Source organism: Algirhabdus cladophorae (genome assembly GCF_044772865.1).
Classification (GTDB): domain Bacteria; phylum Pseudomonadota; class Alphaproteobacteria; order Rhodobacterales; family Rhodobacteraceae; genus Algirhabdus; species Algirhabdus cladophorae.
Map to the genome: position 1 here is coordinate 1,888,472 of NZ_CP173029.1, position 26,139 is coordinate 1,914,610.

Annotated in this window: 28 protein-coding genes; 15 read left to right on the forward strand and 13 right to left on the reverse strand. The window is 56.0% G+C overall.

Annotated elements, in window-relative coordinates; translation table 11 throughout:
* Positions 1–59 precede the first annotated feature (59 nt).
* Positions 60–236: a hypothetical protein gene (locus tag ACIRQ6_RS09150; protein WP_420863820.1), complete on the forward strand. Its 177-nt coding sequence runs from the start codon at positions 60–62 to the stop codon at positions 234–236.
* 8 nt (positions 237–244) lie between these two features.
* Here the strand turns inward: ACIRQ6_RS09150 and ACIRQ6_RS09155 are convergent, their stop codons facing one another.
* Positions 245–1,489: a sarcosine oxidase subunit beta family protein gene (locus ACIRQ6_RS09155; protein WP_420863821.1), complete on the reverse strand. Its 1,245-nt coding sequence runs from the start codon at positions 1,487–1,489 to the stop codon at positions 245–247.
* 182 nt (positions 1,490–1,671) lie between these two features.
* On the opposite strand from ACIRQ6_RS09155, the gene ccmI reads away from it, so the two are divergent.
* The 3 genes from ccmI to ACIRQ6_RS09170 are packed head-to-tail and all read left to right on the forward strand — an operon-like array spanning position 1,672 to position 3,601.
* A complete protein-coding gene (ccmI, locus tag ACIRQ6_RS09160) occupies positions 1,672–2,898 on the forward strand; it encodes a c-type cytochrome biogenesis protein CcmI (RefSeq protein ID WP_420863822.1) in 1,227 nt (408 codons plus the stop codon).
* The gene (gene ruvX / locus ACIRQ6_RS09165; protein WP_420863823.1) at positions 2,895–3,371 is read left to right on the forward strand and encodes a Holliday junction resolvase RuvX; all 477 of its coding nucleotides are present in this window, start codon (positions 2,895–2,897) and stop codon (positions 3,369–3,371) included. The genes ccmI and ruvX overlap by 4 nt, the downstream gene beginning before the upstream one ends.
* Positions 3,368–3,601, forward strand: a complete 234-nt coding sequence (locus ACIRQ6_RS09170; RefSeq protein ID WP_420863824.1) for a DUF1289 domain-containing protein — start codon at positions 3,368–3,370, stop codon at positions 3,599–3,601. Before ruvX ends, ACIRQ6_RS09170 begins: the two co-directional genes overlap by 4 nt.
* Here ACIRQ6_RS09170 and ACIRQ6_RS09175 read toward each other — a convergent pair.
* Together ACIRQ6_RS09175 and dusA are read right to left on the reverse strand one after the other, a co-directional pair.
* On the reverse strand, positions 3,598–4,347 hold the full coding sequence (locus ACIRQ6_RS09175; protein WP_420863825.1) for a hypothetical protein: 750 nt from the start codon (positions 4,345–4,347) through the stop codon (positions 3,598–3,600). The genes ACIRQ6_RS09170 and ACIRQ6_RS09175 overlap by 4 nt on opposite strands.
* On the reverse strand, positions 4,344–5,366 hold the full coding sequence (gene dusA, locus ACIRQ6_RS09180) for a tRNA dihydrouridine(20/20a) synthase DusA (protein WP_420863826.1): 1,023 nt from the start codon (positions 5,364–5,366) through the stop codon (positions 4,344–4,346). The genes ACIRQ6_RS09175 and dusA overlap by 4 nt, the downstream gene beginning before the upstream one ends.
* A gap of 154 nt (positions 5,367–5,520) precedes the next feature.
* On the opposite strand from dusA, the gene ACIRQ6_RS09185 reads away from it, so the two are divergent.
* From ACIRQ6_RS09185 to ACIRQ6_RS09200, 4 genes are read left to right on the forward strand one after another with little or no spacing between them, the layout of a single operon-like run.
* Positions 5,521–5,913: a GFA family protein gene (locus tag ACIRQ6_RS09185; protein ID WP_420860290.1), complete on the forward strand. Its 393-nt coding sequence runs from the start codon at positions 5,521–5,523 to the stop codon at positions 5,911–5,913.
* A 37-nt stretch (positions 5,914–5,950) separates the two neighbouring features.
* The gene (locus ACIRQ6_RS09190; RefSeq protein WP_420860291.1) at positions 5,951–6,610 is read left to right on the forward strand and encodes a hypothetical protein; all 660 of its coding nucleotides are present in this window, start codon (positions 5,951–5,953) and stop codon (positions 6,608–6,610) included.
* A gap of 3 nt (positions 6,611–6,613) precedes the next feature.
* Positions 6,614–8,074, forward strand: coding sequence for an aldehyde dehydrogenase family protein (locus tag ACIRQ6_RS09195; protein WP_420860292.1), 1,461 nt, complete (start codon positions 6,614–6,616; stop codon positions 8,072–8,074).
* A 1-nt stretch (position 8,075) separates the two neighbouring features.
* Complete coding sequence (locus tag ACIRQ6_RS09200; RefSeq protein ID WP_420860293.1) at positions 8,076–8,456, forward strand: carboxymuconolactone decarboxylase family protein; 381 nt, start codon at positions 8,076–8,078, stop codon at positions 8,454–8,456.
* A 49-nt stretch (positions 8,457–8,505) separates the two neighbouring features.
* Here ACIRQ6_RS09200 and ACIRQ6_RS09205 read toward each other — a convergent pair whose 3' ends face one another.
* Together ACIRQ6_RS09205 and ACIRQ6_RS09210 are read right to left on the reverse strand one after the other, a co-directional pair.
* On the reverse strand, positions 8,506–9,597 hold the full coding sequence (locus ACIRQ6_RS09205; RefSeq protein ID WP_420860294.1) for a Gfo/Idh/MocA family protein: 1,092 nt from the start codon (positions 9,595–9,597) through the stop codon (positions 8,506–8,508).
* Between the two features lie 4 nt (positions 9,598–9,601).
* Positions 9,602–10,297 (reverse strand): GntR family transcriptional regulator, encoded by a 696-nt coding sequence (locus ACIRQ6_RS09210; protein ID WP_420860295.1) that lies wholly within the window; start codon positions 10,295–10,297, stop codon positions 9,602–9,604.
* Between the two features lie 105 nt (positions 10,298–10,402).
* Between ACIRQ6_RS09210 and ACIRQ6_RS09215 the strand changes: the two genes are divergently transcribed.
* From ACIRQ6_RS09215 to ACIRQ6_RS09225, 3 genes are read left to right on the forward strand one after another with little or no spacing between them, the layout of a single operon-like run.
* Entirely contained in the window at positions 10,403–11,560 is a 1,158-nt protein-coding gene (locus tag ACIRQ6_RS09215) for an LLM class flavin-dependent oxidoreductase (protein ID WP_420860296.1), read from the forward strand.
* Positions 11,560–12,453 (forward strand): aldo/keto reductase, encoded by an 894-nt coding sequence (locus ACIRQ6_RS09220; RefSeq protein ID WP_420860297.1) that lies wholly within the window; start codon positions 11,560–11,562, stop codon positions 12,451–12,453. The genes ACIRQ6_RS09215 and ACIRQ6_RS09220 overlap by 1 nt, the downstream gene beginning before the upstream one ends.
* The gene (locus tag ACIRQ6_RS09225) at positions 12,450–12,950 is read left to right on the forward strand and encodes a flavin reductase family protein (RefSeq protein WP_420860298.1); all 501 of its coding nucleotides are present in this window, start codon (positions 12,450–12,452) and stop codon (positions 12,948–12,950) included. Before ACIRQ6_RS09220 ends, ACIRQ6_RS09225 begins: the two co-directional genes overlap by 4 nt.
* A 93-nt stretch (positions 12,951–13,043) precedes the next feature.
* On the opposite strand, the gene ACIRQ6_RS09230 is transcribed toward ACIRQ6_RS09225, so the two are convergent.
* Positions 13,044–13,529 (reverse strand): tetratricopeptide repeat protein, encoded by a 486-nt coding sequence (locus ACIRQ6_RS09230; RefSeq protein ID WP_420860299.1) that lies wholly within the window; start codon positions 13,527–13,529, stop codon positions 13,044–13,046.
* On the opposite strand from ACIRQ6_RS09230, the gene ACIRQ6_RS09235 reads away from it, so the two are divergent.
* A complete protein-coding gene (locus ACIRQ6_RS09235; RefSeq protein ID WP_420860300.1) occupies positions 13,518–14,804 on the forward strand; it encodes a cytochrome-c peroxidase in 1,287 nt (428 codons plus the stop codon). The two genes, ACIRQ6_RS09230 and ACIRQ6_RS09235, sit on opposite strands and share 12 nt — an antisense overlap.
* Positions 14,805–14,812: 8 nt before the next feature.
* On the opposite strand, the gene ACIRQ6_RS09240 is transcribed toward ACIRQ6_RS09235, so the two are convergent.
* Positions 14,813–16,021, reverse strand: coding sequence for a glycerate kinase type-2 family protein (locus tag ACIRQ6_RS09240; protein ID WP_420860301.1), 1,209 nt, complete (start codon positions 16,019–16,021; stop codon positions 14,813–14,815).
* A gap of 141 nt (positions 16,022–16,162) precedes the next feature.
* Here ACIRQ6_RS09240 and ACIRQ6_RS09245 point away from each other — a divergent pair, with 141 nt between their 5' ends.
* Positions 16,163–16,969 (forward strand): lytic murein transglycosylase, encoded by an 807-nt coding sequence (locus ACIRQ6_RS09245; protein ID WP_420860302.1) that lies wholly within the window; start codon positions 16,163–16,165, stop codon positions 16,967–16,969.
* A gap of 32 nt (positions 16,970–17,001) precedes the next feature.
* On the opposite strand, the gene ACIRQ6_RS09250 is transcribed toward ACIRQ6_RS09245, so the two are convergent.
* On the reverse strand, positions 17,002–17,421 hold the full coding sequence (locus ACIRQ6_RS09250; RefSeq protein ID WP_420860303.1) for a hypothetical protein: 420 nt from the start codon (positions 17,419–17,421) through the stop codon (positions 17,002–17,004).
* A gap of 387 nt (positions 17,422–17,808) precedes the next feature.
* Here ACIRQ6_RS09250 and ACIRQ6_RS09255 point away from each other — a divergent pair, with 387 nt between their 5' ends.
* The gene (locus tag ACIRQ6_RS09255) at positions 17,809–18,213 is read left to right on the forward strand and encodes a hypothetical protein (RefSeq protein WP_420860304.1); all 405 of its coding nucleotides are present in this window, start codon (positions 17,809–17,811) and stop codon (positions 18,211–18,213) included.
* A 72-nt stretch (positions 18,214–18,285) separates the two neighbouring features.
* Here ACIRQ6_RS09255 and ACIRQ6_RS09260 read toward each other — a convergent pair whose 3' ends face one another.
* From ACIRQ6_RS09260 to ACIRQ6_RS09275, 4 genes are all read right to left on the reverse strand, one after another.
* Positions 18,286–20,607: a TRAP transporter large permease subunit gene (locus tag ACIRQ6_RS09260; RefSeq protein ID WP_420860305.1), complete on the reverse strand. Its 2,322-nt coding sequence runs from the start codon at positions 20,605–20,607 to the stop codon at positions 18,286–18,288.
* A 131-nt stretch (positions 20,608–20,738) separates the two neighbouring features.
* Positions 20,739–21,842, reverse strand: a complete 1,104-nt coding sequence (locus ACIRQ6_RS09265) for a TRAP transporter substrate-binding protein (RefSeq protein WP_420860306.1) — start codon at positions 21,840–21,842, stop codon at positions 20,739–20,741.
* 136 nt (positions 21,843–21,978) lie between these two features.
* A complete protein-coding gene (locus tag ACIRQ6_RS09270; protein ID WP_420860307.1) occupies positions 21,979–22,647 on the reverse strand; it encodes a TerC family protein in 669 nt (222 codons plus the stop codon).
* Positions 22,644–24,245, reverse strand: a complete 1,602-nt coding sequence (locus ACIRQ6_RS09275; RefSeq protein ID WP_420860308.1) for a GMC family oxidoreductase — start codon at positions 24,243–24,245, stop codon at positions 22,644–22,646. The genes ACIRQ6_RS09270 and ACIRQ6_RS09275 overlap by 4 nt, the downstream gene beginning before the upstream one ends.
* 103 nt (positions 24,246–24,348) lie before the next feature.
* Between ACIRQ6_RS09275 and ACIRQ6_RS09280 the strand changes: the two genes are divergently transcribed.
* Positions 24,349–25,110, forward strand: a complete 762-nt coding sequence (locus tag ACIRQ6_RS09280) for an IclR family transcriptional regulator (RefSeq protein ID WP_420860309.1) — start codon at positions 24,349–24,351, stop codon at positions 25,108–25,110.
* Here the strand turns inward: ACIRQ6_RS09280 and ACIRQ6_RS09285 are convergent.
* Complete coding sequence (locus ACIRQ6_RS09285; protein ID WP_420860310.1) at positions 25,107–26,099, reverse strand: alcohol dehydrogenase catalytic domain-containing protein; 993 nt, start codon at positions 26,097–26,099, stop codon at positions 25,107–25,109. The genes ACIRQ6_RS09280 and ACIRQ6_RS09285 overlap by 4 nt on opposite strands.
* Between the last annotated feature and the right edge of the window lie 40 nt (positions 26,100–26,139).

The window sequence follows — 26,139 nt, forward strand, 5'->3', positions numbered from 1 at the left end:
AGATCCCTTTTGGTAATTTCAGATTTTGCGGTTAGGCTATAGGTCAAAGGAGAACCCTCATGTCCGAAAACACAATCGCTCTGCTCGCTGGTGGCTGCATTATTGCCCTGTCTGCCTTCATGTTTATCCGCGAACGCCAAGCCGTGGCGCGTCGCAAGGAAGCCCGCGGTGGCAAAGATCTGGACGTCAGCGATCTGATTGCCTTTGGCGCAAAAGCCGCCACCAAGAAAGACTAAGCCACCCATCAGTGCGCCACCCCTGCGGCGACGCTTTCATCGATGAACCGGCCTTCGCGGAAGCGGTCAAGGCCGAATTCATCTGTCAGGGGCGAGCGTCCTTTGGCCATGAGTTCGGCCATGGCCCATCCCGAACCGGGGATGGCTTTGAATCCGCCCGTGCCCCAACCACAGTTGATAAACACGCCCTCAACAGGGGTTTTCGACAGGATGGGCGAACGATCACCAGTGACATCAACAATGCCGCCCCATTGGCGCAACATCTTTAGTCGCGCGATCATTGGGAACGTCTCGACCAGCGCGCGCACGGTTTCTTCGATGTGATGGAAGGATCCGCGTTGGGTGTAGTTGTTGTGCCCATCCGTGCCGCCCCCGATGACCATCTCGCCCTTGTCGGACTGGGACATATAGCCGTGCACTGTGTTGGCCATCACCACCACATCCATGCAGGGTTTGATCGGCTCAGATACCAACGCCTGCAAGGACACTGATTCCAACGGCAGACGGAAGCCTGCCATATCCGCCACCACACCGGAATTACCGGCCACAACGATGCCTAACTTGTCACAATCAATAGCGCCCTTGGTGGTATCAACGCCAACAACACGTCCGCCTTCGCGACGGACGGCAATCACCTCGCATTTTTGGATAATATCCATGCCCATGTCGGAACAGGCCCGCGCATAGCCCCAAGCCACCGCATCGTGTCGCGCTGTGCCACCACGGGCCTGCCACAGACCACCCAACACCGGATAACGCGGCCCCTCGATGTTCATAATAGGGCACAGTTCCTTGACGCGGCGGGCATTGATAAATTCGGTTTTGACCCCTTGCAGGGCGTTGGCATAGGCCGTGCGTTGATAGCCGCGTACCTCCGCTTCGGTCTGGGCCAGCATAATCACGCCACGCGGGCTGAACATCACGTTGTAGTTCAAATCCTGCGACATCGTTTCATAGAGCGAACGGGATTTTTCATAGATCGCAGCAGAGGGATCCTGAAGGTAGTTCGAGCGGATAATCGTGGTATTTCGGCCTGTGTTACCGCCGCCCAGCCAGCCTTTTTCGATCACTGCGACGTTTTTGATGCCGTGGTTTTTGCCAAGGTGATAGGCAGTGGCCAAACCGTGCCCGCCTGCCCCGATGATGATCACGTCATACTTTTTCTTGGGCTCTGGCGCACGCCACGCCCGTTCCCACCCCGTATGATAGCGGGCCGCTTCACGCGCGATTGCAAAGGCTGAATACCGTCTCATAAGCAAATCCACATCAAATCACGGGGCTGGCCGTGCCCCACCCTGTCTTACTTGCGGTAGATCATCCAAATTGCCAAGACGTTGAACGGCATGATGGGTCAAAATTACGACATATGTGTAAAACGCCCTTTTGTGCAGCGTCATATATCGCTACTCAGGCACAACAAAAACATGGGGCTTTTATGGGCTTTTGGATCATCTCGATTTTGCTGGCGGTTGGTGTGGCGGCCATCCTCGTGCTGGCGCTTTTGCAAAACCAACGCACGCAGCGTGCGGCGGCCAGTTATGACGTGCAGGTCTACCGCGACCAGCTCAAGGAAATTGATCGCGATCTGGCCCGGGGCATTGTCACCAAAGACGAGGCCGACGCCTTGAAAACCGAAGTGTCGCGGCGGCTGCTGGCCGCAGATGCTTTATCGCAATCCCAAAGCACCACCGAAGCGAAAGACGGCGCTCCACGGATCGCTGCATTGGTTGTAGCCCCTTTGCTGGTTTTGGGCGCTGCGGGCCTCTACCAACAGATCGGCGCACCGGGCTATCCCGACCTGCCGATAAACGCCCGCCTTGAGGCTGCCGAAATGGCGCGGATCAATCGCCCATCCCAGGCCGTAGCCGAAGCCGAGGCGGATTTGGCACGCTTGCAAGAGGTGCCTGCCAACGAGGAATTTCTGGCGCTGATGGACCAATTGCGCGCTGCGGTGGCCCAACGCCCGGGCGATATTCAAGGGTTGACACTTCTGGCTCGCAACGAGGCTCAACTGGGCAATTTTATAGCGGCCTATAAGGCGCAGGAACAATTGATCACCGCCAAAGGCCGCACCGCCACACCGCAGGATCTGGCAGATCTGGCAGATATGATGATTTTGGCGGCGGGCGGCTATGTCTCGCCCGAAGCCGAAGGTCTTTTGATCCAAGTTATGGAAGCCGAGCCATCCAACGGCATTGCGCGGTATTATTCGGGCTTGATGTTTACGCAAACCGGTCGTCCCGACGCCAGTTTTGAGATTTGGCGCAGTCTTTTGGCCGAAAGCCCGCCGGATGCACCGTGGGTGACCCCGATCCGCCGCCAAATTGAAGAAGTCGCCATGCGGGCGGGCGTGCCCTTTACCCTGCCGCCCTTGGGCGAACAAGTGGGTCCATCGCGCGAGGAAATCGCAGCGGCCCAAGGCATGACGCCGGATGATCGTATGGCGATGATCGAGGGCATGGTCGACAGCCTGTCAGACCGTCTGGCAACGGAGGGCGGCACCGCCGAGGAATGGGCGCGATTGATCAACGCGCTGGGTGTATTGAACCGATACGAGCCTGCCAAAGCCATCTGGGCCGAGGCGCAAACTGTGTTTGCTGACCGTCCCGAGGACCTAGCAAGGGTGCGCGATGTGGCCCTGCAATGGGACCTTCTTGAATGATCACCGATGAAATCAAAGAGTTCGTGGCAGCCCTTGCCCCCATGCGGGCTTTGGCCGGGCTGGATCTGGGCACGGTTACTCTGGGTGTGGCCGTGTCGGACAATTTTTGGTCTGTGGCCACGCCGCTAGAGACGATCAAACGCAAGAAATTCAGTCTGGATGCAGCAGCATTGCTAGCGATTTGCGACAGCCGCTCCATCGGGGGATTGGTTTTGGGCCTGCCGCGCAACATGGATGGCTCTGAAGGGCCGCGCTGTCAGTCAACCCGGGCGTTTGCGCGCAATCTGGAACGCCTGACCCCGCTGCCAATCACGTTTTGGGACGAACGCCTGTCGACCGTGGCCGCCGAACGCGCATTGCTTGAGGCGGATACGACACGAAAACGTCGCGCAGAGGTCATCGACCATGTGGCTGCAGGCTATATCTTGCAAGGGGCATTGGACCGCATCGGGCATTTGAGGCAGGCATCATGAACGACCAGATTTGGCAGCGCGACGAGATCGAAAGCCCCTGCATCAAGCTATGTGTGATCGATCCCAAAACCCGCCAGTGCATGGGCTGTCACCGCACTATGGACGAGATTGGCGCGTGGTCGAAATTTTCGCCAGAAGTGCGGCGTTTGGTGATGGACGAATTGCCATCGCGTGCAGCAGCCTCCAAACCCCAAAGGTCCGGCGGCAGGGCGGCACGGCTCAAACGTTAAAGCCAGTCGCGCCAGTTCGGAACTTGCGGTCTGAAATAAGCGATCATTCGACCCTCGTCAGGGGCCGTGGCCCCATCGGCCCATGGGGCGACCCCGTGCAACGCATGCCGGTGCAGCAACGTGGCCTCGCCCGGTTGGGCGGGCAATTCCACCCGGGCGCACTGTTCAAAACACCGCCTGCGCGCGTCTTTATATGGGCCGCTTAGATCCAAATCAGCCCATGTCTCCACGGGGTGATCCCCGAAAAACTCGGTGAAAAACGCGCCCATTATCAAGTGGCTGCCACGCCAAACGACCAAGGGGCTGGCCCCGCCTGAGGCCTTATTCAACGGCAATCCCAGAATAAACCCATGCGGTTCTTTGAGCCGCCGCGCCCCCGTGGCGGGGTCTGGCAGCAATCCATCCACATGGGCTGCATCGCGGTTCACGCGAAACCGGTGATTGGCCTGCGTTTCAGTGGGATCTTGTTGAGGGTAGCCGGGATACACCACAGAAACTTGCGCCGCGTGCCAATGCGCATGATCCACGCCCGCCACCTCCAAGGCAACACCGCCCACGGACCCGTCCGCGTCATTGGGCAAGGCATCCACCCCAACAAACCACGTGCCCTGATGGCGCAACCAAGCGGATATTTGGTCAGGATCATTTAAGACAGGACCTGCGGCTTGCCGTGCAGCGGCAGCCCATTTTGCTACTTTGGCATCATAGGGCACCAAGGCATAGCCATCGGTCGCAAGCACGCTCATGCAGCCTGTTCCCGTTGACCAAGGGCCGCCAAAACCACCTCCGGCCCTGCTCCGGGTTTATGGGCGTTTTCGCTTAAGAAGCGCCGCCATCCCCGCGCGCCCGGCATGCCGTGAAACAGTCCCAGCATGTGCCGCGTGATCTGATTGAGCCGTCCGCCAGCGCTGAGATGCGCCTCGATGTAGGGCAACATATCCTGCACCACTTGCGAGGGGGACGACGCATAACTTGCACCATATATTTGATGATCTGCAGCCCCCAAAACATCCCAAGGGCTGTGATAGGCTGCGCGTCCGATCATGACCCCATCCAGCCCTGCGTCCAGAAAACTTTGGGCCTGCTTTAGATCGGTAACACCGCCATTGATCGAAAGATGCAGCTGCGGAAAGTCTGCTTTCATCCGCAGCACAAGGTCATAATCCAGCGGCGGGATATCGCGGTTTTCCTTGGGGCTGAGGCCCTGCAACCATGCTTTGCGCGCATGCACCGTAAACCGCGTCACCCCAGCGGCACTGACCTTGGCCAGAAAATCCGGCAGCACCTCTTCCGGGTTTTGATCATCTACGCCGATGCGGCATTTCACGGTCACAGGCACATCGACCGCCTCCGCCATGGACGCCACGCACTCCGCGACCTTTTCAGGCTCTTCCATCAGAACGGCGCCAAAACTGCCCGATTGCACCCGGTCGGAAGGACATCCGCAGTTCAGATTGATCTCGGCATAGCCGTGGTCTGCGCCAATTTTCGCACCCTTGGCCAATTCCGTCGGATCCGATCCGCCCAACTGTAGCGCAACAGGTTGTTCTGCCGCGTTGAAATCAAGCAAATGCAAAGCGCCCCCTTGGACCAAGGCAGGCGATGTGACCATTTCAGTGTAAAGCAATGTCTCACGACTGATCAGCCGATGAAAATACCGACAATGTCGATCCGTCCAATCCATCATCGGGGCCACGCTCAGGCGGGCTGCACGATTGAGTGGATCCACAAAGGGTGGCAAACCAGATTTAGACAAGCCGGACATAAATTGACCCTGTAACACCGCAAGACGTGGTTACTTAGCCTGATGTTGGATCCCCATCAAGCAATCGTGCGGTTTCGAGCCGTGCGAAAAACACTTGCCCTGATCAAAGGAACAGGTTTGAGATAGGCTCGGAAGCAAAGGGAACCAGTGGCGGATGGAACGACGGGGGCGATGCCTGTGCGGGGCGATCACATATACCACCTCAGGCCGGATCCTGTGGGCGGGGCATTGCCATTGCGACAGCTGCAGACGCGCCAGTTCTGCACCGATGACCAGCTTTTTGGGTGTGCCGCGTGGCACGGTCACATGGTCGTCCGCGCCCGCGACCTATCGCTCATCTCCTGAGGTGACACGGGGCTTTTGCCCAACCTGTGGAAGCCAAATGTGCTATGAGTCCACGTTTTTTCCGGACGAGACGCACCTTTATGCAGCGACACTTGACGATCCCAGCACGTTTCAGCCGCAAGCCCATTATCACTATGCCGAAAGACTGCCTTTCTTAAAACTAAACGACGACTTGCCGAAACATTCTGGCATGGCGGATTAGACATGATCCTGACCTTCAACGCCTGCAAAGGATCCCCATGCCGCAAATCATAGCTCTTTGGTGCGTACCGGGGGTGCAGGCCAGCGGCATTACGCGCATTATGCAAAACGCCCAGCACTATAGCTGTCATGAAACACCTTTTGCCGAGGCCTGGTATCAGGGCGAAAGCCCGCTTTGGCCTGCCTATGAAAAGTCCGATCCGACGACGCCGGGGTTGAGCCTGGACAGCGTCTTGACGGCCCTTGACGCGCAGGCGCGTCATCGCGACCTATTTGTCTGGGACAGTCCGCATTTTCTGTCAACGTTTTGGAACAACGAGACAGTCAGCCTGTTCACCCACTGCTTTTTGATTTGCGAGCCCGGTGCGGCATTGCAGGCCGCAGACGGGCACCGTGTGACCACAGCCGATGTAGAAGATGCTTTTGACCAGCAACGCAGACTGTTTGACCACGTGTCTGATGTAACCCACGACATCCCTTTGGTCATTGATTGCGCCGCATTGGCCAAAGACCCCAAAGGCATGGCCAAGGTTTGGACCACAGCTATTGGGCTGCGCGATGTGCCCCTTACATTTCACGGTCTTGCATCCCAACCTAATCCTGTCGATCTCAACGCGCTCAGCGATGCCGCTAAAAATGTTTATCTACGGACGCGCCCGCATTACGACCATCTTGCCCAATATCAATTGAAAGCATAAACGATGAAACACCACTGGCAGAACTATGTGGACGGACACTGGATCGATGGGGGCGCTGGCCGTCTGGATGTGGTCAATCCCGGCACGGATCAGCATCTGGCGACCCAAGCTGTAGCCGATGCAGCCGATGTGGACCGCGCCGTCCAAGCGGCTAAACGGGTGCATCTGAGCGGTGCACTGACCGATCTGCGCCCGGTCGAGCGTGGCCGCATGGTGCAGGCCATGGGCCGTTATCTGATAGAGCATATCGATGAAGTGGCCCCACTTTTATCCATGGAACAGGGCAAGCCCCTATGGGAAGCCAAGATGGAAATCAGCGGTGCTGCCCGCTATTTTGAATACTACGGCAATCAAGCGGAAACTGTCGAAGGCCGCTCGATCCCCTTAGGTGCCAAATACTACGATTTCACGACCTATGAGCCATTTGGTGTCTCGGGCCAGATTATTCCGTGGAACTATCCGGTAGAGATGACCGCGCGGTCGCTGTCTGCTGGATTGGCCACAGGCAATGCCTGTGTGATCAAAACGCCCGAGTTAACGCCCCTGTCCAACTACATTTTCGCCCATGCCGCCGAAGCGGTGGGTCTGCCTGCCGGGGCTGTAAACATCTTGTGCGGCTATGGCCACGAGGCCGGTGCGGCCCTATCGGGGCATCCTGATGTGCGCCAAATTGTATTCACCGGCTCAGTTCAGACGGGCATCGCGATTTCTACGGCAGCCGCCCAAAATGTGGTGCCATGCGTCTTGGAACTGGGTGGCAAATCCGCAGCCGTGGTTCATGCAGACGCTGATTTGGCCGCATTTGAAGACAACGTGCGCTGGGGCATCTATTTCAACGCAGGTCAGGTTTGTTCTGCCATGAGCCGTATCATCGTGCACGAAAGCCGTCATGATGAGCTTATCGAACGCATCAGCGGCGTCGCCCGGTCCTTGTCCGTTGGGCCCGGCTTGGATCGCACAGAGTTTGGCGCGAACATGGGGCCGATGGTCTCCAACGCGCAACGTGATCGGGCCGCCCGCATGGTTGCAGAGGCCGAAACACAGGGGGCCAAGCTAGTTACCGGTGGGCGCGCTATGAATATTCCCGGGGCGTTTTTAGAGCCCACCGTCTTGACCGATGTCACCCAAGACATGACGATCGCTCAAGAAGAAGTATTTGGCCCCGTGGTGAGTGTGCTGCGATTTGGCAGCGCTGATGAGGCCATATCCATCGCCAATGGCACGCCTTACGGGTTGGTGGCTGGCACTTTCACGGGCAACATCGACCAAGCCATGCGCGACGCCCAATCCCTGCGTGCAGGACAAGTGTTCGTCAACGAATGGTATGCAGGCGGCGTCGAGACCCCCTTTGGCGGCTACGGCCTGTCGGGATATGGCCGCGAAAAAGGCCGCGAAGCCCTTTGGAATTACATACAAACAAAAAATGTCGCCATCAGCATCGGTGGCGGATCAGGGAGAAGTTAATATGGACGAAGGGCTGTTCAAAAAGGGCTTGGAACAACGCAAGGCCACGCTAGGGGCTGAATATGTCGAGAAAAATCTGGCCGCAGCGGATGATTTTACCCGGCCCTTCCAAGAGGCAATGACCGCGTGGTGCTGGGGCTTTGGCTGGGGTGATGAGGTGATCGATGCCAAGACGCGATCGATGATGAACCTGTCGATGATTGGTGCCTTGGGCAAGATGCACGAATGGGAAATCCACTGCCGTGGGGCGATCAATAATGGGGTCAGCGCCGAGGAAATTCGCGCAATCATTCATGTGGTGGGCATCTATTGCGGCGTTCCGCAAAGCCTCGAGTGTTTTCGTGTGGCGCGCAAAGTGCTGGAAGAGCATGACATGATCTGAGCCACCAAAAGACGCCTCCGGCGGAGGTATTTGGCGACTAAAGAAACTGTTACAGCTTAATGACTGTACTTTCTCGCGCAGATTGCTGGGCAGCCATGCCCATGGCCACAGCCTTTGCACCGTCCTGTAGGGTGACTTCGACCTCACCACTGCCTTGAACCACGGCGAGGAATTTTTGGTGTTGGTAGAAGGTCGAGCCGTTGTGATCGCCAGCCTCCAGCAAATCAGGATCAACCGGGACATCCAGCGTGATCGGACCTTGCGGGCTGCGGGGGCTGACAGTGACTTGGGGTGTTGGTGCAGGGCCTAAATGTGCAGGCCAAAAGCGGCCCGGTCCGGGGACCTGGGCCTCAATTTTGGCCTTGGGTCCGACGGCGCTGACCTCTTCTTGATAGCGTGATCCTTCGGCAAACATGCTTAGTTCCAGCATCGCACGTGCGCCGTTGTCGAAATCAACAATTACATAGCCACAGTCCCAAATATCAGGCGTTTGGCCATCATATGTCTCGTTCAGATGGTTCACTTCTTGGCCTGCGCTGGCCATGACCTGCACCGGTTCTGCCTGCAAAACCAAGCGCATTAAATCAAAGAAATGGCAGCATTTTTCGACCAAAGTGCCGCCGGTGTTCGCGTTAAACCGGTTCCAATCGCCGATCTTGGGCAAGAAAGGAAAACGGTGCTCGCGAATGGTCAGCATTTTGATCCCGCCGGTGACCTCTTGGGCGTCGGCCACCAGTTTGGCGATGGGTGGCATATAGCGGTATTCCATGGCGACCCAGATTGGCACGTCTACTGCATCAGCCAAGGCCTGAACCCTCGCGGCATGATCTGGATCCGTATAGAGCGGTTTTTCCACAAGGATCGGCAAAGGCCGCGTCGCGATGATCTGTTCGAGTTGTTCCAAGTGCATATGATTGGGACTAACGATCACCAAGGCGTCCAGATCAGGCTCTGCAAGCAGATCGTCGATCGACTGCGCCACTCGCGCACCACCACACATCTGGGCTGCATGTTCGGCCAAATCCTGCACAGGGTCATAGACAACCGAAATGGTCGCTTCCTTCAAAAGGGCCACGTTCCGGATATGCTCCTGCCCCATCATGCCGCAGCCGATCAGGCCGTATTTCACACTGTGTCCCATGTGTTTACTTTCCCATTCGCGAAACATATCGCGCTTTTTGTGTATCGAACCATGTTCTGGAATATTCAATTGGGTCAGCGTCTTGGGCCCAGCTGAGGCGTTCCACATAGCCTGTGGTAGCCCCCTTAGCCGATCCAAACGGTTCCGTGGTCCAATCCGGTGTTTGGCCCAACCCCACGTGATCCTGAACCGAGTTAATGAACAAGCCCAATTCGTTTTTGTAGACTTGGTAGAGTGAGTTTTCAGAACTGGCCGTGGTGATTGGCCCCCCTGCCCGCAGATCCAGCCAGATCTCTTCTAGGGCTATGGGTGCGGCCCCCAAGAACCTAAGCCGTCGAATGCGATAGGCTGCATCACCTTGGCCGAAAAATGGGGCATCAGTCGGTTTTTCACAGGTCTCAAACGACAAGACCCTTGCGGTAGGCCGCCCCCCACCTGCAAGCAATTCAAGGCGGAAAAAACTGTAGGCGCTGCCTGCTGCGGCTTCGGATTTGATGTAGTTTCCCGATCCTTGACGGCGTTCCAGCACGCCTTTGTCAACCAAATCAGCAAGGGCTTTTCGCAAAGTGCCCACTGAGACGCTGAATTGTGCGGCCAAGTCACGTTCCGGGGCCAGTTTTTGACCACGCCTCAAATGACCATCGGCCACTTCACGCATCAGACGTTCCGAGATTTGCAAATAGGCAGGGAGCCCGTCCATTCAGACCCCTCCCCGAGCGCCTTGAACTGATAATTGTTACACCATTGTTTCACTCAAATTTCGATGTTACGCAAGAGGCAACTGCCCCCAAGACGGAGAGATTCGGTGACCATTGTTCCAGTAACTTCAGCAGATCTCGATGCCTTGGAAATTTCATGGTTTTCCGCCCTGTGTTCCGACGATTACGCTTATTTGGGAGTGCCGGATGGGGCGTTGCGATCCAGTTGGGAACATTGCCGCGATATCTTGCTCGAGGCTGAAACCCAAGGTTTTCGCAATATCCTGTGTCCCTCGTCGTTTCAGGTAGGTCAAGATACGCTGTCCTTTGTGGCAGGCTGTGCGCCGCTGACCTCCAATATCAACATGCTGGCCGCCATCCGCTGTGGGGAGATGCAGCCGATTATGCTGGCGCGCACCGTGGCCACGCTGGATCATATGCTGAAGGGTCGATTGACCCTGAATGTGATCTCGTCTGATTTTCCAGGCGAAGTGGCAGACAGCAATTATCGCTATCAACGTTCCCGCGAAGTGGTGCAGATCCTCAAGCAGGCCTGGACTCAAGATCACATTAATTTTGACGGTCAAGTCTATCAATTTGCAAATGTTTCTACGGAACCCGCACGTCCCTATCAGCAAAATGGCGGGCCTTTATTATACTTTGGTGGCTATTCCCCAGCCGCGGTCGAGCTGTGCGCCGAGCATTGCGATGTCTACTTGATGTGGCCCGAACCAAAGGCCCAAATCGCCGAGCGTATGCAGACGGTAAATGACCGCGCGGCAGCCCACGGGCGCACGTTGGATTACGGTTTGCGCGTGCACATGATCGTACGCGACACCGAGGCCGAAGCGAAAGAATATGCTGAACACTTGGTCAGCAAACTGGATGACGAATACGGCCAACTGATCCGCGATCGTGCCCATGACAGTATCAGTCTGGGTGTAGCCAAGCAGGCAGCAGCGCGCGAATTAGCCGACAAATACGGCTATGTGGAACCACATTTATGGACCGGCGTCGGCCGCGCCAGATCTGGCTGTGGGGCGGCCCTTGTCGGGTCCGCAGATCAAGTTATGTCCGAGATTGAAGCCTACCAAAAAATGGGCATTCGCTCGTTTATCTTTTCGGGCTATCCACATATTGACGAATGCAAATCCTTTGGGCAGCGCGTTCTGCCCAACCTTAAAACCTGCTCGCTGCCCCATGAATATGGCCGCGTACCAGCCACAACACCGCCCACCCCGCTGGGCACCGGAGACCGCCACTGATGCAACGTGTAGCCCTGACAAATAACCTTTCGCTGAGCCGTATTATCTATGGGATGTGGCGCTTGGGCGATGATGAAGATACCAGCCCTGCCCATGTGCAGGCCAAAATTGAGGCCTGTCTCGAGCAAGGCATCACCAGTTTCGACCAAGCGGATATTTATGGGGATTACACAGCCGAGGCGCTGCTTGGGGACTGCCTGAAAACAGCACCTGCTTTGCGTGATCAAATGCAGATCATTACCAAATGCGATATCGTGGCCCCGTGTGGCAAATACAGCGATAAACGGGTCAAATATTACGACACCTCTGCAGCGCATATTAACGCGTCGGTCGAGGCGTCTTTGACCAATATGGCGATTGAGACGATTGACCTGTTGCTGATCCACCGCCCTGACCCGCTGATGGATCACCGCGAAACAGGCGCAGCATTGGATGCCCTTGTGGCCTCTGGCAAGGTGCGCAGCGTCGGAGTGTCCAACTTCAAGCTGCACGATTGGACCCTATTGCAATCGGCGATGACCCAGCCCCTTGTGACCAATCAGATCGAGGTCAGCCTGCTGCACCACGCGCCCTTTACCAACGGCGACATTGCCTATTTGCAGGAGCGTGGTGTGGCGCCGATGGCATGGTCACCCTTGGGCGGCGGCGGCTTGTTTTCCAATGAGAACAAAGCACTAAATGATCTTTTAGCGAAACTCGCTGCGGATTATAATGTCGATACGGCCACAATCGCTGTTGCGTGGTTGCTGGCGCATCCGTCGATGATCATGCCCGTGATGGGGACGAACAATCTGGACCGGATCAAAGGCTTGGGCAAAGCCATGAACGTCCATATCGACCGTCAAACTTGGTTTGAGCTCTATACAGCGGCCTTGGGTCACGAAGTGGCATGAGCGCAGTGCAAAAATTTACCCCCTCCCAAGACCAGCGCGCTTTTCGCGATGCTTTGGGCCAATTCACTACTGGGGTAACCGTTATCACTGTAGAAAGTGCGGACGGCCCCGTGGGGATTGCCGCAAACAGTTTTGCCTCCGTATCGCTTGAGCCCCCTCTGGTGCTGTGGTCCATCGCCAAAACATCCAAGCGTTACGACGCTTTTACCCAAGCCCAGCATTTCGTCATTCATGTGCTGCGCGAGGACCAAGACCACATCGCCAACAGCTTTGCCAAAGACAAACATGCCTTTGCGGGGTTGGACTGGCACCTGAATGAAAATGGGGGCCCCGTAATCGAACCGGCCTTGGCGCATTTTGAATGCCACTTACACGCCCTGCACGACGCGGGCGATCATACGATCATTATTGGGCATGTGGATCACGCCAGCCACGGTCCCGGTCAGGGCCTGTGTTTTGGGGCCGGAAAATACGGCGATTTCAACCCGCGATCCTAGGGCAAACGCGGCCTCGCCGGCTTCACGATCAAAGTTGGTACAAATTGTTTCCATCGCTTTGGAGGCTTGCAATAGATTCAAAGGCTTGGCACCTTAGCGGAACGGGTACATCCAAACGCGGTAATCATCGATAAGCTCATGCGCTTTTTCAATTTCTTCTTTGGTCATTTTCTTGGTGACTTCTTCTTGACTGATCGCAGCATCGGGATCACCCCCGATGGCGCTGAGGACGTACCACATGTAGGCACGGGTCAAGTCGGGCGCGGGCATGCCAAGGCCAACCTCGTAGTACCAACCAACACCGCTTTGGGCGCCCGGATGCCCCTTCATAGCGCTGCGCAGGTACCAGTCGAAGGCGCGGACATAGTCCTGATCGACACCCAGCCCCAAGGCATACATCACGCCGATCAGTTCCTCGGCGTCCGCGTTGCCAGAACGCGCCGCGATCCACAACTCCTCGCGCGCCTCGACAAACTGCCCAGCCTCCATCAGGTCGCGGCCTTTTTCTACATTGGCAAACGCTGGGGCCGTCAGCGTCGAACTGGCCAGAACGCAGATCAAAAGAACATGTTTAAGCATTTGGTGTGTCTCTCTTTTTTTCTGGCAAGTCCGGTAACCGCAGATCAGATCACTGCGGATGACTATCATCCCACGGATCCCAAAATCGTCCAGTTGGGTCAACTGTTGTTTTATGACAAAATCCTGTCGGGCAATCGCAATATCAGTTGCGGGACATGCCACAACCACGATCTGCATGGCACGGATGGGCTTAGCCTTGGGATTGGCGAAGGCGGGATTGGACTAGGGCGCGCCCGAATGGCAGGCTTTGGGGACAGTCGCATTCGCAAACGCATTCCGCGCAACGCCCCGGCCCTTTGGAACCTCGGACACCGCGATATCGACGTGTTGTTTCACGATGGGCGACTGACACCCAGCGACCAATACGGTGTGGGCTTTGACAGTCCGGCACAGGAATGGCTGCCCGAAGGTCTCGAGACGATATTGGCTGCCCAAGCCCTGTTTCCGATGACCGCCCAGTTCGAGATGGCGGGCAACCCCAAAGAAAACGAAATCGCAGGGGCGGTGCATGACCGCATTGATGCAGCATGGCCAATCATTGCCGCACGGGTCGCAGCAGTGCCGGACTACGGCCCATTGTTTATCGAGGCCTTTGACGGGGTCGAGACGACCCAAGACATCACAATTGTTGAGATCGGTAACGCGCTGGGTCAGTTCATCGGCGCAGAATGGCGCAGCTATGACAGCCCCTATGATCTGGGCACTTTAGGGCCTGCAGCCCTGCGCGGATCAGATCTGTTCTTTGGCAAAGGCAACTGTGCGTCTTGCCATTCCGGCCCGCTGTTCACGGATCAAGAGTTTCATTCGCTGGCCCTGCCACCCTTTGGACCCGGTCGCACGCGCAAGTTCGATCCGATGGTGCGTGATGTGGGTCGTATGGGCAAATCCGACCGTTTAGAGGACGCATATAAGTTCCGCACACCGTCTTTGCGCAATGTGGCCCTTACTGGGCCATATGGCCACAACGGTGCCTACCCCTATCTAGAGGGGATCATCCAGCACCACTTGGATCCTGAGAGCGCCCTTGCCCAGTGGCAGCCGCAAACCGCGCGCCTGCCCCATGTGCCTTGGGTCGAAAAGATCGATTTCATTGTCCATCAGGACACTCGGGAAATGGCCCGCGTTCAGGCCTCAGCCAGCATCGAACCTGTGGCCTTGGATGGGCAAGAGGTGGCGGATATCGTGGCGTTCTTGAAAGGGCTGACCGGTGTCACTGCGCTAGAACGGCCATTGGGCAAACCCACGTCGGTTCCCAGTGGGCTCAGCGTCGACTAGGAGATCTGTCAGCGCCGGATCAAAACGCCAAGATCGGCCACATTGGTGCCAGTCGCCCCAATATCCAGCAAAGCCTCGGCAGTCTGCAACACATGATAGCTGTCGTTATTGTCCAGCGCTGCTTCGATATCCACTTGCCTGCTGCGCGCCTTGGCAATTGTTTGGTCGTCGACCAGCCCACCAGCGGCATCCGTAGGGCCATCACGGCCATCGGTGCCGCCTTGCAGATAACACCAATCAGTCCACCCTTGGTCCTGCGCCATCAGGGCAACGCGCAAAGCCAGCTCTTGATTGCGGCCGCCTTTGCCGTGGCCTTTGATTTGAACCGTGGTTTCGCCGCCGAACAGATACACGCCCGGGCTTTGACAAAACGCCACTACGTCCTTGGCGGCCTGCGCGACATCCCCTTCTAGGGCTTTTGGATAAACGATCGCCTGTGGTGCGCTTGCAGCCATTGCTGCCACGGATTGGCCGTTGGATCCGATCAATGTGTTGGTAACAGGCGGCAAAACCGGATTGGGCTGGTCATCGGCCAGCATCTTTTGAACAGCCGCGCCCAGATCATCCCAAATCCCAAGGGATTCACACAGGGCCCGTGCCCCCGCGGCATCACCCAAGGGGCCAACCGTCGGACCACTGGCAATCGCCCTTAGATCATCCCCCACCACATCCGACAGGATAAGAGCCGTCACCGGATGAGGCGCGGCATGGACCAAAAAACCGCCGCCTTTCAGGTCAGACAGTTGCTGGCGCACGAGGTTCATTTGCACAATATCCGCGCCACTGGCCAAGAGCAGATCACTGACCCGCGCCTTGTCAGACAAGGTCAGCGGCGGTTTCGGGGCAGGCAAAAGCGCCGATCCCCCGCCAGAGATCAGCGCCAGCACTGGCCCCGTGGCCGCATGCAAAGCCGTCACAACGGCCTGACCAGCCTTGGCACCGTTTTCGTCTGGGACCGGATGCCCGGCGACGTAAACCGTGACGCCGTCTATCTCTTTGGCGTTTTCATAGTTGGTTACAACTAAAGCTTGGTCGACCGCCCCATAGATGTCCAACGCCGCCTGCATCATGCGCCCCGCAGCCTTGCCCACAGCGACGCATGTTTGCGGCGCCTCCGGGTGATCGGCCAATGCAGATTGCACGGCCCCGTAGGGGTCTGCGCGTGCGACGCCAATTTTGAACAGGCTTTGGGCAAGGGAATGCAGTGTATCGCTCATTCGCCCTTTCTAACAGACCAATAAGGACGGTCCAGCCTCAAGCCGCCACTGTCCAAAACAGCAAAGGCAAGATCCTTTGTTTTCCGCTGAAGACACTGTAAGCTATGCCAACAGTGTATGATTTCTAGTGGAGCGCTTTTTATGACGCCGATATCCTGTTTCTTTGCCACAACCACGTTTTGTGCAGCACTGGCTGCCCTGCCCGCCTTTGGGGCAAGCTGTGGAAATACCGCTGCAGGATTTGACGCATGGAAATCACAAATGACCAAGGAGGCTGCAGCCAAAGGCATCGGCGCACGGGGTCAGGCAGCCCTCATGGGCACCTCCTATGCCAAACGGACGATTGCGGCGGATCGCAATCAGAAAAGCTTTAAGTATAGTCTGGATAAATTCATGCAGGTGCGCGGCGCACCAACTATTGTGGCCCAAGGGCGCAAACGCTTGGCCCGCAATCCAGATTTTTATGCAGCGCTAGAGCGACGTTTTGGTGTGCCATCAGGCGTATTGATCGCGATCCATGGGATGGAAACGGCCTTTGGTGGATTTATGGGTGATAGTAATGTGATCAGCGCCACAGCCACCTTGGCCTATGATTGCAGACGGTCCGAATTTTTCACAGGCCATCTGATATCTGGCCTCAAACTGGTGGACAGCGGTGCCCTTAGCCCGAAATCCGTAGGCGCCAAACATGGCGAATGGGGCCACACACAGTTCTTGCTGGGCAATGTTCTGCGGTATGGCATCGATGGGAACGGCGACGGCAAAACGGATCTGACCAATATTACCGACGCTATGGCCTCTACGGCCAATTTTCTGCGCCAAAAAGGCTGGACCCCCGGCCAAGGATACCAACAAGGCCAGCCCAACTTCAAAGTGATCCAGCAATGGAACGCAGCGGGCGTTTATCAAAAAGCGATTGCCATTATGGCAGCCCAAATCGACAGCTAGGACCCTGCGCCCGATATCGTTGATGAGTGGCTCTAGTAGGAGATGTACCAGTCTTTGAGCTTTTTGGCGTTCTGATGATCGCTAAACTTCAAATCGCGGCCCAAGACATAGACTTTGGAACACATCTCTTTGCCTTTTGACATCTCGGATTGACGGCAAAATTCGTTTCCCTTGACCTCCCAAGTGCCTTTGTCAGTCCAAGCACCATCATTGGCTTTTGAGCTTTGGACACCATTTTTCTTGAAAGTCCATGTCCAGTTAGGATTTTTCAAAGTACGGCCTGCAAAGATTTTTTGGATAGAGGTTCCTGCCATTTGTTTCGCGCCCATCTTGGCAATCTGAGAAACACTTGTTGAAGATTGAAAATCCTTGGCTTGATCCGCATGGACCACACCAGACATGCAAATCGCAACTGCTGCGGTTGAGAAAAGTCTACTTAAATACAGACGCATACTAAAATCCTCCTAAAGTTTATCACGAAAGAATACTGAAAATACCCCATCGTTGCAACTATTCCGGGCGGGCAGCCGGTTGAGGCCTGCCAATTCTAATAAATATCGCCTCACAAAACATGTGATCAGCGTGGGATCTTGACGCATTTTGCGGGCGATTTTGTAACATTTCACCCGGCGGGCCTTGTTTATAGGGGCGCAAATGGTTTCGCGTCTCACGTCACGGTGATGTGCATCTGCGCACAGTACGCGGATATTTCTGCCTGTGTACTGGCACCACTGCAGCCCCTAAATCTAGCTCATCGAACGGCGCACCCTCCCAGCGCCAAACATAAACCCGGTCGTTAACCCTCCCTCAACACGACCACGATATAAGGACCTAGACCTATGAAAAACGTAACAATTTCCGCTCTCGTCATCGCTGCAACAACTGCAATGGCCGCCCCAGCATTCGCAAATGACGCTCTGGCACGCTCGCTGGGTGTCGAGGCTGGCGCCTTTACATCGACCCAATTGGTCGAGTTGAAAAATGCGATCGAAGGCGACGACCACATCCGCGCTGACTTTATCAAAAGCCAAGCTGGCCAAGACGTGAGCTTCTCTACATCCGGCACCGTCGGTGTATCCGACTTCGCCATCGAGACAGCGGCTGACGACGATGACCGTGTGTTGGTAAGCTTCTACAAAGCGCTGAACGCCGGTGAAATCGACGGCCCATCCGCAGTCGCCGCCGAGCGCCAAGCCGCGATCCAAGCCTACCAGATGGCCAACGAAGAAAACCGCGGTTCATAAGCGATCCGTAACCTGAATGAAAAAGGCCCCCTGCAAGACTGCAGGGGGCCTTTTGCGTTTTTATCTATCCGCTTAATTGCCGCCCGACAGGTACTGCGGCAGCCATAGGGCGATAGCAGGGAAGTTGAAGATCAGGATCAGACCGATCAACTGGATCACCATGAACTGCATCATGCCCAGATAGATGTCCTTGAGATCCCATTCCGGCACCACCCCTTTGAGGAAGTAAGCCGACAGCGCCACCGGTGGACTGAGCCAGGCAGTTTGCAGGTTCACCGCCACGAGGATCGCGAACCAGACCAGCAGGTCGTTTTCATTGGCAAAGCCAAGATCAAGGGACGTCACCGTTGGCACCAAAATTGGCACGATGATCAACACGATGGGCACCCATTCCAAGGGCCAGCCCAGCAAGAAGATCAACGCCATGATCAAGATCAAGACAAAGACCGGCGACATATCAAGGGCCAGCAACATTTCTGTCATCATCTTGGGCGTACCAAGGTTGCTGAACACCGCACCAAAGAAATTCGAGGCGGCCACCAAGAACATGATCAGCACTGTGATCTCGAGGCTTTTGATCAGCGCATCGTAGAACCCGCGTGCCGTCAGCTTGCGGTAAAGCGCGGATAGCAGGATCGCCCCAAACGCACCGCAGGCAGACGCCTCGGCCGGTGTGGCCCAACCTGCAAGGATCGACCCCAAAGCAAAGGCGATCAGAACCGTTGGCGGCACCAACCCCATGAAAAACTCATACCACAGGTCCGAGAAGTAGAACCCGCCGGGTTTAGCTTTGCGCGCCCAATTATAGACTGCAAACATGATGCCAACCCAGACAAGCGGCACGATCAATGCCCCTAATGGGAAGCCAAAACCGGTTGTGATACCGCGTGTGATCAGCCAAACGAAGGCCACCAAAGACGCCATAACGATCACTACTTCCAGTAAGTAGTAAGGCGATGTTTCGGGTTGTTCGTCCGGTGGTAGGATTGGACCCAAGTTTGGGTTAATCCAGCACCGTCCCAAAGCGTAGATCATATAAAGGCCCGCCAGCATGATGCCCGGCACAATCGCCGCGCGGAACAGGTCCGTCACGGGAACTTCCAGCACTGGCCCCATGACGATCAACATGATGGACGGTGGGATCAAAATACCCAAAGTCCCGCCCGCGGTGATCGTCCCCGCAGCAAGTTTCACATCATAGCCAGACTTGTTCATGGTCCGCGCGGCCATAATGCCCAAGATCGTCACCGACGCGCCCACGATCCCCGTGGCGGCGGCAAAGATGGTCGACACGAACAACACGGCGATAAACAGCGCTCCGCGCGTTTTCGACATCATCATCTGAACCGCTTGGAAGAGGCGTTCCATCAGGCCTGCCTGCTCCATCACGATGCCCATGAAGATGAACAATGGCACGGCGACCAGTTGGTCGGACAACATGACCGAGTTGGTTTGCAGCGTCATCAAGAAGGTCGCGAGTTTAAAGTTCGCGCCCCATGTCCCAAATACAAAGCCCAAGAAGATCAGCGTGAACGAGATCGGGAAACCCACAAAGATCGCAAACAGCATTGCCGCGAGCATGATCAAACCAATGGTCGGCTTATCAATCTCGAACAAATCACCGCCGCCCATGAGGCTGTCCCACCAGCTAAAGACTGGCATAATATCGGGGGTAAAGACGCCCAATGTGATGACGATCAGGCCTACTGCATAAACTGGCAAGATGCGCAGGAAGATACGCTCGCGGTCTTTGCCCATTTGGGTCAAAGCACGGAACAACTCGGGAAAACCTTGCAAAAACAGTAGGAACGCGCCCACTGGCATAGCCAAACGTGCAGGCCATAGGACCGGGGCCCATGTGCTGTCCGAAGCTTGCTCGCCAGACCAGAACGCCTTGAGGAAATATTCGGTCGAGACCCATGTGAAGAACAGCATCGCGGGCAAGTAGAAGGCCAAATAAAGGATCGCATCTACAGTGGCTTGGGTCCTGGGTGTCCAATTGCGAAACAAGAAGTCGGCGCGAATATGCACGCCGCGCATCAGGGCATAGCCTGCAGCGGCCATGAACATCACGCCACCAATCATCCGGCTGACGTCGTATACCCACAAGGTTGGACCAAAGCCCCAGGCGATGGCCACATCGTTCATGCCATTGGCAGTGAGGATCGCGAACATGTTGCGCGAGAACACCTCGAACACAATCGTCAGGATCAAGGGCACCATCAGGATGCAGATCAGCTTACCAGCCCAAGAGTTGATGATATCAATGGTCGCCGTAATCGGGCGCATCCATGGGGTCATCTCTTCGGGGGTTTCGCCGGGTGTGAACGCGTTACGTTCGGCAATCAGCTCATCGGTGATGTCAAGTTCACCGATATCAATATCGTCGGCCATGGGCCTGTCCCTTCCCTTTTTGAAACGGTTGTCCGTCTCTTTTCCAAAACACCCTCTCTCTCCCGGGGGGCGTTTTGCAAAAGAGTAATGTGGCGCCCCGATCAACAGGGCGCCACGGTCTTAGGCCAAGATTACTCTAGGCTGTCTGCAAAGGCTTTGCCCAACTGCGCGTTCGAAGTCTGAGCGCCAGCCCAGAATGGAACTGCGATTGCAGCAAAGTCTTTTTGAGACTGCCATACTTCAGCGAAGAACTCGTTTTCAGCCGAGTTTGTTTCCAAAGCAGCTTTGGCAGCAGCCATGTATTCGGTGAAGTAATCCGCAGGTGTGTCATGCAAGATAACGCCGTGGTTCTCTGTCAGATCTTTCAGAGCCTTGCCGTTTTCATAGATACGGTAGGACATGGACTTGGACAAAGATGCGTTTGCTGCAACTTCGATGGCTTTCTTTTCGCCATCTGTCAGACCTTCATAAACGTCGCCGTTCAGGTAAAGGTCAGCGTTCACAACAACTTGGTGCAAACCTTGCAAGTAGTAGTGCTTCAGGACTTTCTGGAAACCAAACACGGAGTCTGGCTTCGGGCAGCACCATTCAGCCGCGTCGATTGTGCCTTTTTCAAGCGCTGGCAAAATGTCACCGCCGCCCATAGCTACGGATGCAACACCGATGTCTTTGTATGTTTGACCCGGGATACCTGGAGGTGTCCGGAAGCGGTACTTGCGGAAGTCAGCCATTGTTTCAATCGGCTCTTTGAACCAACCCAAAGCTTCTGGGCCAACTGGCTGCAACATAAAGCCTTTTACGTTGACACCCATTTCGTCCCACAGACGGTCATACAGCTCTTTGCCGCCGCCATACTGGAACCATGACAAGAATGCGATGTTGTCGATGCCAACACCGGCGCCAGCCACAGGCGAGCCGAACAGCATAGCTGCAGGGTGCTTACCGGACCAGTAGTGTGTCCAAGCAAAGCCGCCGTCGATCAGGCCGCTGTCCACAGCGTCCAGTGTTTCACGTACGCCCACAACGGAACCTGCTGGCAGGATCTCCATTTTCACGGAACCACCGGTCAGGGCTTCTACGTCGCGGCCAAACTCTTCCAGCATGAACACTTCGTCAGCCTTGGCTGGCAGCACAGATTGAATGCGCAAAACGGTTTCAGCAAATGCCGAAGACGCCAAGACGGACAGGCCAACGGCCAGTGCCGACGCGCTTGTTGTCAGTTTATTCAGTTTCATTTTTGGTCCTCCCTAAGGTCCATTTAAGTGCCTTCTTCTTCCCTTAGTGACTGAGATCGAAGGCCTCTCTCCCAGTCTTTTCTTGAAGCCCAAGTCTGCGACGAAATGGGCTACAATCCTAATCAAATCGTTCTTTTTAGTGCCCTTTTCCGGTCTCCCAACCTTCCATGAGTCCCAATAACGGACCGACACCGGTATCGACGTCGACAACCCCGCGGTAGAACATCTCGACGGCCACATAAACCAGTACAATCAGGCCCACCCAGCTGATCCACGGATAGCTGCTGAGCAGCTTCATGATCAGCGTGGCGGCAAAGGCCATCAGAACGATGGCCAGCGCCAAACCGACGATCAGCATCGTGCGATCCCCGTCTGCAATCGCGGCCACGGCCAGTACATTGTCCAGCGACATCGACACATCAGCGATCGTGATCGACACCAGCGCCGAAAACAGCGTCCGCTTCGGCGCGCCTGTGTAGCCTGTTTCGGGGTTTTGCGCATTCTCCAGAGCAATTTCTGCATCGTGGTCTGTGCCTTCGCGGATTTCCACAAACAAGCGCCAGCAAACGTAAAACAGCAGCAAAGAGCCTACAAAGAGGATCCCTTTGATCCCCAAAAGGCTGGTGGCCACTACCGCAAAAACGATGCGCAACACAGCAGCGATGATCATACCATAGAGGATCGCCTTTTTGCGCAGCTCAGGGGATAGACCAGCGGCGGCCATCCCAATAATCAACGCGTTGTCGCCCGACAAAATCAGATCGGCAATGATAATCTTGCCGTAATCCAAAACCAAATCCATCATTGATGGGCATCCTCCAAAATCATATCCGACACCTTTTCGCCAATCATGATGGCCGGTGCATTTGTGTTGCCTGAGGTGATCACTGGCATGATCGAACAATCCGCCACCCGCAGACCTTTGATGCCGTGCACCCGCAAACGGGAATCCACGACAGCCATTGGGTCACTGCCCATTTTGCAGGTCCCCGTGGGGTGATAGATCGTCACTGCGTTGCTGCGCACCCAATCGAGCGTGGCATCATAGTCATCCATCGCAACGCCTGCACCGGGGCTGTGTTCTTCGCTGATGTGCTGGGCCAAAGGCTCGTATTGGCAAATTTTACGCGCGATCTGGATGCCTTTAACAATCGTGTCCTGATCTAGCTTGGTGGCCAGATAATTGGGGTGGATTTTGGGATGATCGTGCATGTTGTTGGATGTTAGTTCCAAGTGCCCGGTACTTTCGGGGCGCATTTGCAGAACCGAGGCCGTGAAAGCGCTGAATTTATGGGGCCCATCGGCCGGTTTGTCAGCACTCCACGGTTGAATGTGAAACTGAATGTCCGGTGTTTCGAGGCGTTCATCAGTCTTCAAGAACCCTGTGCCGAGGCTCGCTGCCATGGTCATGGCCCCCGTGCGCTTGAGCGCATATTCAGCCGCGATCTTGGCTTGCTTGAACAGGTTCGAGGTCTCAATATTGATCGTCGGCAGATCGGTTTTGAAAACGGGTCGTGCCTGAAGGTGGTCTTGCAGGTTCTTGCCCACACCGGGCAGATCTTTGACCACGTCGATGCCGTGGGGCGTCAACTCGTCCCCTGCCCCAATGCCCGATAGCATCAGGATTTGCGGACTACCAATAGCGCCAGCCGACAGGATCACTTCACGCTTGGCTGTGATGGTTTTGCTTTGCCCATCAATCAATGCCTTTAGTCCAGTGACCCGCCCCTCGGTGATGATCAACTTTTCGCATTGCGCCTTGGTGATGATGCTCAGGTTTTTGCGATCGCGGGCAGGCTTGAGATAGGCTTTGGCGGACGAACAGCGCTGACCCTTGTCCATGGTCAGTTGGAAATAGCCAACGCCCTCTTGATCTTCGTTGTTGTAATCGGGGTTCTTTTTGTAGCCAGCAGCAACTGCAGCATCGATCCACTTGTCAACGACTTCCCGCTTGAGCGCTGTGGGCGAGACGCGCAACGGCCCGGCTTTGCCGCGTTCGGCCCCATTGCTGTCGCCTTGCCAAGTCTCGGCCCGCTGAAAATACGGCAACACCGCGTCCCAGCCCCAGCCTTCATTGCCCAACTGGCGCCAATGATCGAAATCCTGCGCTTGGCCTCGCACGTAAAGCAGCCCGTTGATCGAACTGGAGCCACCAAGAACCTTGCCACGCGGCCAAGGAATAGCGCGTCCGTTCAGACCAGCATCACTTTGGGTTTTGTACATCCAATCGGTGTTGGGATTGCCCATAGTTTTGAAGTAGCCAACGGGAATATGGATCCACGGGTTTGTGTCGCGGCCCCCGGCCTCCAACACGGCAACAGAATATTGACCACCCGCCGAAAGACGGTTTGCAACAGCACAGCCAGCAGAGCCAGCGCCGACAATTACATAGTCAAATTCCAATGTTTCCCCCGTTTTTTCAAAAATTGAGACTTTTTGTCTCGTTTTTTTGATTTTTCTACGTTACTCATGATTCTGACACAAGGTAAAGAAAGATTTTGATCCAATGACCGACAGTCAGCGTATTCCGACGAATTTGCGCACTCTTTTGATCCTCGAGGCTTTGGGTAAATCTGATGATCCGATGACCCCGACCCAAATCAACGAACACATTGGCCTGCCCAAACAGACCGTGCACCGCCTGTGCACCACTTTGGAAGAAGAAGGGTTTCTGACCCGCGAGGCAGACGGTAAACATTTGCGCCCCAGCCGCCGTGCACGGCAAATGGGGTTTGGTTTGCTTCATGCTTCGCACCACCACATCGTGCGTCATCAAGTTCTGGCCGACCTAGCGGCCTCAGTGGGTGAGACCGTCAACTTTGTTGTCCCCGAGGACACTGGCATGCATTATCTCGACCGGGTCGATACCGGCTGGCCCTTTCGTATTCAGCTGCCCGTTGGCTCTAATGTGCCGTTTCATTGCACGGCATCTGGCAAAGCGTTCATGGCCAGTCTCAGCCCCTCGCAACGCGCCAATTTTGTCTCGGGGCTCAACTTGAAATCCCTGACCGAACGGACCCATCGCAGCGCAGAGACGCTGCTGGAGGATCTCAAAAGCTGTGCCAAACGCGGCTATGCACTGGACGATCAGGAATTCATGGAAGGCATGGTGGCCATTGCGGTGCCGGTAATCGATGCCTCAGGCCGTTATGCAGGCTCAATCGCCTTTCATGGACCATCGCAACGGTTGGATGTGGACACCGCCGTGGCCCGCCTTCCCGAGCTGAAGTCTGCCGCGAAAAAGCTGAGCGACGCGATGTTCAGCTAGGGATGCAGGATGATCTTGGGGGCCGCTACAGCACCTGAGAGGATATCGCTAAAGGCCGCCGCCCCTTCTGACAAGGGTCGAACCTCTGCCCAATCCAAGGATCCAAACAGCCCTGATCCAATCCCCGCGACTGTATCGGCAAAATCCTGATCCGTGTAGGTGTAGGTCCCGATAAAGGTGATCTCTTGCAATGTGGCGCGGCGCACGTCAAAGCCCTCGCCACTGTCGCCCAAGCCGATGTGCACAATCACACCGCCGGGTTTGACCGTGGCACTGGCGCTGGCGCGCGTGCCGCCATAGCCCACGGCATCAATCACCAGATCATAGGTACTGTCGGCCAAGCTGTCGTTAATGGGATCGATCACATTGAAGTCGCCGATGCTTGCCACCACATCCGCGCGACGCTGGTTTGGTTCAGCCACATCAACAGCTTTCAGACCTTGGGCCTTGAGACACAGCGCAGAACCGACGCCAATCGCCCCGCCGCCAATGACCAAGGCACGGCATTTGTCCAACGGCCGCGACAGGGCCGCGATGCCCAAACGCACCGAATGCCAGCACACTGCAATCGGTTCGGCCAAGGCTGCGTGATCAAAGGACATATCATCTGGAATTTCAGTCAAATTGCGCGCCGGAATTTCGAGGAATTCCGCGAATGCCCCCTCGCGCGGCGGCATCGATAGCAACTGGCGGTTGGGACAGATGTTTGGACGGCCCTCTTGGCAGGCCTCACACTCAAGACAGGTCACCATGGGATTCACTGTGACGCGTTTGCCCGTCATGGGGCCCGAGGTGACCACGCCAGCGGCCTCATGGCCCAAGATCAGCGGCGCGGGCCTGCGATCATCGTGACCCAAATAGCCATGCATGTCCGAGCCACAAATCCCCACGGAATGAACTTTTACTATCGCCACTTCATCTGAAGGCTGCGGTGTGGCCGCATCCTGATAGGCCATCGATTTTGGCCCGGTATACACCAGTGCTTTCATGACATGCGCCTCCTCACCCTACGCTGCCCCAATCAAAGGC